The 7,738-nt window shown below is 43.5% G+C and carries 6 protein-coding genes and 1 tRNA gene; 3 read left to right on the top strand and 4 right to left on the bottom strand.

Annotation, left to right across the window (positions count from 1 at the left end; all coding sequences use genetic code 11):
* The 3 genes from QUA07_RS29295 to QUA07_RS29285 all read right to left on the bottom strand — a co-directional run.
* Positions 1-1,058 (bottom strand): S8 family serine peptidase (locus QUA07_RS29295; protein WP_333332611.1); only part of this gene is annotated, 1,058 nt, incomplete at its 3' end.
* 46 nt (positions 1,059-1,104) lie between these two features.
* On the bottom strand, positions 1,105-2,088 hold the full coding sequence (locus QUA07_RS29290) for an AAA family ATPase (RefSeq protein WP_333332607.1): 984 nt from the start codon (positions 2,086-2,088) through the stop codon (positions 1,105-1,107).
* Positions 2,089-2,461: 373 nt separating this feature from the next.
* Positions 2,462-2,532, bottom strand: a tRNA-Cys gene (locus QUA07_RS29285).
* Between the two features lie 74 nt (positions 2,533-2,606).
* Here QUA07_RS29285 and cpdA point away from each other — a divergent pair.
* From cpdA to QUA07_RS29270, 3 genes are all read left to right on the top strand, one after another.
* Positions 2,607-3,488, top strand: coding sequence for a 3',5'-cyclic-AMP phosphodiesterase (gene cpdA, locus QUA07_RS29280; protein ID WP_333332604.1), 882 nt, complete (start codon positions 2,607-2,609; stop codon positions 3,486-3,488).
* Positions 3,489-3,676: 188 nt separating this feature from the next.
* Positions 3,677-5,155: an alpha-amylase gene (locus QUA07_RS29275; RefSeq protein WP_333332602.1), complete on the top strand. Its 1,479-nt coding sequence runs from the start codon at positions 3,677-3,679 to the stop codon at positions 5,153-5,155.
* Positions 5,156-5,357: 202 nt separating this feature from the next.
* A complete protein-coding gene (locus QUA07_RS29270) occupies positions 5,358-6,134 on the top strand; it encodes an SDR family NAD(P)-dependent oxidoreductase (protein ID WP_333332600.1) in 777 nt (258 codons plus the stop codon).
* Positions 6,135-6,346: 212 nt separating this feature from the next.
* Here the strand turns inward: QUA07_RS29270 and cofG are convergent, their stop codons facing one another.
* Complete coding sequence (gene cofG, locus QUA07_RS29265; RefSeq protein WP_333332597.1) at positions 6,347-7,300, bottom strand: 7,8-didemethyl-8-hydroxy-5-deazariboflavin synthase subunit CofG; 954 nt, start codon at positions 7,298-7,300, stop codon at positions 6,347-6,349.
* Between the last annotated feature and the right edge of the window lie 438 nt (positions 7,301-7,738).

Here is a 7,738-nt window from a genome sequence, read left to right as displayed (position 1 = left end):
TAAACGGAAAAACTTTTTGACTCCAACTTTTCACAACTGATAAAAAAATTCCACACACATCTGCGGAATGTGGGATACAGGGCTATGCCAGCCATGTGAGTACCATGACCGCCCTGAGTGTCTTTGACTCCCCCGTTTGGATGGCAAGTCAACAAATCTTCAGAAGCAAGGGCTGGTTTAATTAGAGGATGCTCCCGTGTAACACCACCATCTAATAAACAAACAGCTAAATTAGTATTCGATGCTACGATAGTGCGATTTGCAAGTTCATCCACCCAACTATCCTGTTCTTCTTGCTCTATGTTCAAGAACATAGACGGTGAATCTTTGGCAAGGCGAAGTTCCGCAATTAAACCATTATTGTTAATAATTCGAGATAAGGTGGTTACAGATGTCAATGCCAAAACCACTTCTCTTTCCGGGAAAGTAATTGAGTGTTCTGTTACTCTAATATCAAGTATTTGTGCTATATACTGGAAAGATTCACGACAACCATAACGTAACCAGACTTCCCACCACACTTCCTGGGATTCCGAGGGAAATAATGCAAGATTGTCTGTGAATAGCGCACTCACTGTACCTAAACTAATATCTTCCAATCGTGCGATTAAAGGCTCATTCTTAGGATTACCTTTTTTTGTTTCTTCATCACGGTAATCTTCGATTTTTGACGAGAAAAAATCTAATGCTGTCTCTGGCACAAATACAGTTGCTGATACGGTTTCATCCGCATCATCAGATGAGCCGACGGCAAGCAACTCTATTTGCTTACGCTTATCCTCCAATTTTTCTACCGCTTCCAATTCACTCTTTGGCAACTGAAACTCTAAATAAATACCCGGTTTTCCAATAGCCAGTTCTGGCTCGCGCAATGATTTTTGTTGCTGATAATCTTCAATAGCTTTCTCAAAAGCTTTTAGCAAAGTTTCAGCGTGTTCTATACGATTACGCAGGGGGACGGATTTTTGACTCCCTCCTCTCGTAGGAGATGAGTAATTTTGGCTATTACCTTTTACAACAAGGTAAAAATTAGGGAGATTTCTTTTGTAGTCAGGCATTAGATTGAGAGATTAATTTTAAAAAAATATTCAGCTCATACCGCACTTACTTAAAGATAGTGCTTTTTCGTTCCATAATCGCAGAAACTATATTTTCTTCAGATATTGAATCCCGATCAGAAATCACGGCTACTTTAGCAGCTTCATCTGCTGCTATAACTAACTCTGCTTGGCTTAGTCCATCAGCAGTCTCGATAATATGTTGCCAATTTTGCCACTCAATATTAAAGAGGGATAAACGGGCTGCCAGCAACTTGCGAACAACTTCTCGATTTGGTAACTCGTATTCAATAACATCATCAAAACGTCTAAAAAGAGCCTTGTCTAATAAATCAGGATGATTAGTCGCCGCAATGATTAGACTTTGGCTATCATCATTCTCCAAAAACTGCAAGCATGAATTTAAAACTCGACGAATCTCTCCAACATCATTAGCCGCACCACGTTGCGAACCAATGACATCAAACTCGTCAAAAAAATAAACACCTCGTGTTACCGCCATTGCATCAAATATCAGTTTGAGTTGATTAGCCGTATCACCCATATATTTTGTAATTAACCCAGTGTAAGCAACAGTAAAAAGAGGGAGTTTCAGTTCTCCAGCCAGAGCAGCGGCGGTCATCGACTTCCCCGATCCTGGTGGCCCAACTAAAAGTATTTTACGGCGAGGCTTGAGATTATACTCAGCTAAACGATGCCGCTTAGCTTGTTCTATAATAATACGTTCTAATCTTTTTTTTAACGATATAGGAAGAACCATGTCAATAAATCGGGTGTCTGAATAGCAAACTGACACAAGGTTTACTAATTCTCCCTTGGGGTGGACGAGCGGCGTGGGTGAAGCTTTGTGTTCAATCGCAGATTTACGCTCTTTGGCTTTATCAATAAGAATTTGGATTTCTTGAGCAACTTTAGTGTGTCCTTGTCGTGCTTCATGTGCAGCCATCTGTAGAGCCACAGAAAAAAATTGTTGCTCCTCATCTTCGAGGTAACTCTTTAAGAGTGCAATAACATGGCGGGCTGTTGACATAATGGGTTCAAGCTGGACAAATCTCCCAGGATTTAGTAAAGCTAGAAATCTGACTTTACAACTTTATTATAACCTGCCCTCGGTAGATAAATATGCTAAATAATATTATTTGAATCATACCTTTATAACAACAAATGTACTATAAAATGGTCCAAGAATCAACAATTGCAACAGGAATTGATATCATGCCATGAACGTCAAAATGCCCACAGAGTATTTGCTTTCAATCTATTCGGAGAATCCGAGTTAGGTCAATATTTTGGTAGATAACTGGCGAAAGAGATTGTTGCGATCGCACAAAAATACCCCGCTGACAGCAGGGACAAAACTCTGTCATCACTGACAAACAGTTTATTACTTTAGAAATTAAAAAAGGCGGCACCCAGATTTGAACTGGGGGTGGAGGTTTTGCAGACCTCTGCCTTACCACTTGGCTATGCCGCCGTCACGTCTGAAATTTGACGTTTTCTTATAGTACACCAAATCTCGAAAATTTTAACATACCTGTCAAAAATTTCGTGAAGCGCAGCTATCCCGTAGGGAATCGCCCTTTTTTCCCACACCTCCAAAACCCATCCGAGGCTATTCTAGAACTACATCGATCGCCCGCAACACCAGCCATGACACCAGTTTCTCCCTTACTCGTCGCCCAAATCACGGACACTCACTTGTTTGCAGAGATCGATCGAGAATGGAAAGGCCTCTCAACAACCCGCACCCTCCAAGCAGTTCTCGATCGCCTGCAACAGATACAGCCGCCGCCCGACTTACTCCTACTCACAGGCGACTTGTCCCAAGACGAAACACCAGAATCCTACCAGCGCCTAGTCTCCCTCATCGCCCCCCTCGGAATTCCCGCCTACTGGATACCTGGGAACCACGACAACATCCCAGTCATGGCAGAAATCTTAAATCAGTCGCCTCTTTCCCCAGAAAAATCATGGATGCTAGGAAACTGGCAATTTCTATTACTTTCGAGTGTGGAAGCCGGATGCGACGGCGGGCGGCTTTCCCCAGAAAGCTTGCATTGGCTAGACTCTCAACTGCAACAAACGGGCGATCGACCTGTTATCATTGCCTTGCACCATCATCCTTTGCCGATCGACTGTGAAATCATGGATGGAATGATGCTGCAGAATGCCGATGAATTTTTCGCAATTGTCGATCGATATCCTCAAATCAAAATCGTCCTCTGCGGCCACATTCACCAAGAATTTCAACAACAGCGGGGCTCAGTTACCTACTTGGGGACACCCAGCACCTGCATCCAACTTTTACCCAAAAGCCATCCGATTATCCTTGACGAAATCCCGCCGGGATTTAGATTGCTTGAATTGGCGATCGATGGTACTTGGAACACCAGAGTTGAGCGAGTTGCTGCAAAGTCGCCACCAAATTAATATTGTTTAGTCTGCCTAAAATTACTATCAAATTTACATTCTGTTGTCAATACATCAACAGATAGATTTTTTTGACCAGCCCCATCTTTTATGATATTTATTAACCATAGATTGCAGACATACGTAAACTAGCGAGCTACGAACATAAATGTCGATCGCAATTTAAAAAAACAGGAAAAACTAAATATATGTCTCAACTCAATGGCGTGATGATGCAGTATTTCCACTGGTACAGCCCCGACGACGGCAGCCTGTGGAATCAGCTAGCGAAATCTGCAAAAGATTTAGCCAAAATAGGGGTTACATCCCTGTGGTTGCCACCCGCCTATAAAGGAACTGGCGGCGGTATGGATGTAGGTTACGGCGTCTACGATTTATTCGATTTAGGCGAGTTCGACCAAAAAGGGTCAGTACGCACGAAATACGGCACAAAAGATGAGTATTTGGCTGCGATTAAAGCTGCACAAGATGCTGGAATTCGGATTTATGCCGATGTTGTCTTCAACCACAAATTAGGTGCCGATGCAGAAGAAGAAGCCGAAGCCACACCCTTCCATCCCGACAACCGGAATGACACCGTAGGCGAATATCAAAAAATCAAAGCTTGGACGCATTTTACTTTCCCCGGCCGCGACCAAAAATATTCCCGCATGGAGTGGCATTGGTGGCATTTTGACGCCATTGATTACAACGTTTACAACACAGAAACCCATGCCGTTTACTTGCTAAAAGGCAAAGAATTCGATCGAGGAGTAGACTTAGAAAAAGGTAATTTTGACTACCTCATGGGTTGCGATTTAGATATGGACAACCCAGAAGTCAGCGGGGAGTTAAAATACTGGGGTGAGTGGTATGTCGATACAACAAACGTTGACGGCTTTCGCTTCGATGCCGTCAAACACGTTAAAGCAGAATTTTTCCAAGAATGGTTGGAACACGTTCGCCACTATGCCCAACGCGACCTATTTGCCGTCGGTGAATATTGGTCTTACGAAGTGGAAGCTTTGCACTACTTCATCCAAGCAACGGATGGTAAAGTCTCCTTATTTGACGCACCCCTCCATTACAACTTCCACGCTGCTAGCAAAGCCGGCAATAGCTACGACTTGCGAACAATTTTTGATAACACCCTCGTCCAACAGCAACCAACCCTCGCCGTTACCTTGGTTGACAACCATGATTCTCAACCATTGCAATCCCTAGAATCTGTTGTCGAGGCTTGGTTTAAACCTCTTGCCTACGCTTTAATCTTGCTGCGAAGCGAAGGATATCCGTGCATTTTTTACCCGGACTATTATGGCGCCAACTATAAGGATACAGCAAACGATGGCAACGAATACGAAATTTGGTTAGACAAACATCAGTTTATTCTCGATAAATTCTTGTTCGCGCGCCAAACTTATTCCTACGGCAATCAGTACGATTACTTCGACCACGCCAATACCATTGGCTGGACGCGACTCGGAGATGAAGAACATCCGGGCGGCATGGCTGTGGTACTCAGTAACGGAGGCGATGGCACCAAGTTTATGGAAGTCGGACAACCCAATCGAACTTATATTGACATCACCGAACACATCAAAGAATCAATCACAACTAATGACGATGGTTGGGCTGATTTTAGGTGTAACGCCGGTTCTGTTTCGGTCTGGGTGCCACAGCCGTAAAGACTACGTTAAAATTGACGTAATCCTCTGCCTAAAGTAGGGTGTGCACTGCACACCTTACCGCTATAATTAGTACCTTAAACCACTTTTAACTTGCATGATTTTGATGAAAAAAACTTGTTTGTAGTGAGGGCTAAAGTCCTCTCTATAGTATTATTTTTATGCTATGCGATCGCCCAAAAAAATATTTATCTAAAAAAATATGAAACTTTCAGAAAAAGTTGCAGTTATTACCGGCGGTGGGTCGGGAATTGGTCATGCAGCAGCAATCTTAATGGCCAAGGAAGGCGCCAAAGTTGCTATTATAGATCACATTTTGGAAACGGGGCAAGAAACCGTCCGCCAGTTGGTCAATGAAGGAGGCTGCGGGCTGGCTATTGCCGCAGATGTTGGGGATTCTCAGCAAATGCAACAAGCATTTCAAACAATTTTTGACAAATATCAAAGAATTGATATTGTGTTTGCAAATGCTGGTATTAACGGTGTATGGTCGCCGATAGAGGAGATAGAACCCGAGGAGTGGGATCGGACAATTAACACCAACCTCAGAGGAACATTTTTGACTGTTAAGTATGCTATTCCTCATCTGAAAAAACAAGGAGGTTCGATTGTCATTACATCATCAATTAATGGCACCAGAAGTTTCAGGAAAGTTGGTGCCACGGCCTACGCTTGTTCAAAAGCTGCCCAAGTAGCCTTTGCAAAAATGCTGGCGCTAGAACTCGCAGCCTGCCAAATTAGAGTCAATGTGATCTGTCCGGGTGGGGTGCTAACTGCCATTGAGGAAAGCACTGTTAAGCGCCATCTCGATCGCATTCCAGTGGACCCTGATTCCATTCAAGACATGATTCCTTTGACGGATAATACGGCAGGTTCTAGCGAAGAAGTCGCTCAATTAGTGTTATTTCTGGTATCACATTCCTCCAGCTTCATCACAGGTACTGAAGTCTGGATTGATGGTGGCGGTTCTTTGATTTAAAATCTCAATAGCAGCAATTTAAAGAATCTTGCTACCAATTACCCATTATCCATAATTAATAACTGACAATCAAGCAATTTGGTCACAAGCCCCCGGATTTATCAGTAGGCTCAGTTCTTCAATCTAAAATCTCAAATCTCAAATCTAAAATCGATAGCCCCCGGATTTATCAGTAGGCTCAATTCTTCAATCTAAAATCTCAAATCTCAAATCTAAAATCGATTGACTCTCCATTGTTTAACAGCCGTTTGCAATGTCTGCGGCAGCCACTTATCGTACTGAGGATAAACAGGCAAACGCTGCACGAGTTGCCATCCCGATGCTGCTAAAATTTCTGTTAAAGTTTGGTGTTGCAGGTGAGGATAATCGGGATTAACTTCATCCCGCGGCCCAATTCCTCCTAAATCTCTAGCACCTGCTTCTAAACAAGCAAGTAATATGTCTGGCTGTGCAACTAAATTTGGGGGAATTTGCAGCCTGATTTCAGATGGTAAAATCCTGCGGGCGATCGCAATTACTTCCGGCATTTTTGTAGCATCAAAAACTTCACCGTCCCAACTTTGCTGATTTCCCGGACTGTGTGGCTGGAGGATAACTTCTTGAATGTGATTGTAACGCGAATGAATGCGGGCGATCGCCTCCAGCGTCTCAATCCAATCTGCCTCACTTTCCCCAATTCCCAGCAGCAAACCAGTTGTAAACGGAATCTTCAATTCCCCAGCCCATTCTAACTGTTGCAGCCGTAGCGCCGGCACTTTACTCGGTGCGTGTCGGTGAACAGTTTGTAACAAATGTGGGGCAAGCTGTTCTAGCATCAGCCCCATCGATACATTTACCTTTTTTAACTGTGCCATCTCCTCAAAGCTGAGCGGTCCCACATTAGTATGCGGCAAAAATCCCAGAGCAAGTGCCAGTTCGCACAAATCGTAAATTCGCTGCAACCAAGCTTTTCGCCGTTGACTGTGAGGGTGTACCTCGCCGCTGAGGATGAGAATTTCAATTACACCTTGAGTTTGCAGGAGCAAAAGCTGTTTTTCGGCTTCTGCGAGTGTTAGCCAAGGGCTTTGCAGCGGTTCTGCCCGAAAATTGCAATAGGTGCAGCGGTTAAAACACTCGTAAGTGGGAACCAGAGTATAAGCAGGGCTGTAGGTGACGTTGCGGGACATTCCTTGGGATTTTTATCGATCGGACTTGTGCAACAACATATATATGTCAATGGGAGTTTTGCGGTTTGCGATCGCAACCCTTCATCTATCTTAACACTGACGCAAGCCCGGAATCTCGTTGTCCAGGTAGATTATGAGTATTCTTCTTTCGTGGGCGATCGTCCACCAATTCCGCATTCAGCTTTTCAACTCCTTATATAGCAAGCCTTCTGGCTTTTAAAAAGCATAATTTATGACACATATAAGAAAAACTGTTCTTAAAAGGCCTTTACAAACTGAAATAAAAGCTTTATGTTTATTTACATGGCGGAACACAAAGCCGTCGCGAACATTGAAAATCAAATAAAGCAATCATAAACAAATGACAACAACCTTACAGCAGCGCGAAAGCGCCAATGTCTGGGAACGCTTTTGTGAGTGGGTAACATCAACCGACAA

It is taken from the genome of Microcoleus sp. T3_A4 (assembly GCF_036700465.1).
Taxonomy (GTDB): Bacteria; Cyanobacteriota; Cyanobacteriia; order Cyanobacteriales; family Microcoleaceae; genus Microcoleus.
This window is presented reverse-complemented; position numbering and strand designations above follow the sequence as displayed.